The sequence below is a fragment of the Exiguobacterium sp. s141 genome (assembly GCF_018618085.1).
GTDB classification, from domain to species: domain Bacteria; phylum Bacillota; class Bacilli; order Exiguobacteriales; family Exiguobacteriaceae; genus Exiguobacterium; species Exiguobacterium mexicanum_A.
Genome location: NZ_JACSLJ010000028.1, coordinates 1 through 219, shown reverse-complemented (window position 1 = coordinate 219; position 219 = coordinate 1). Strand labels below are relative to the sequence as shown.

At 51.1% G+C, this 219-nt stretch carries 1 rRNA gene; it reads right to left on the bottom strand.

Going from position 1 to position 219, the window contains the following annotated elements:
* Window positions 1-86, bottom strand: a 5S ribosomal RNA gene (rrf, locus tag KNP74_RS14885); the annotation flags it as partial.
* Window positions 87-219: the final 133 nt, after the last annotated feature.

Sequence of the window (219 nt, the reverse complement as noted above, 5' to 3'; positions counted from 1 at the left end):
GACCCCCAACTACTTTCGGCGCTGAAGCGCTTAACTTCCGTGTTCGGCATGGGAACGGGTGTGACCACTTCGCTATCGCCACCAGACAAGAGAGATCGTTCTCTCAAAACTGAAGACTCATCAGTTCATACAAACCGTTAGACTAGATCAAAGCCTCGACCGATTAGTATCATTCAGCTCCACACGTCGCCGTGCTTCCACCCATGACCTATCTACCTC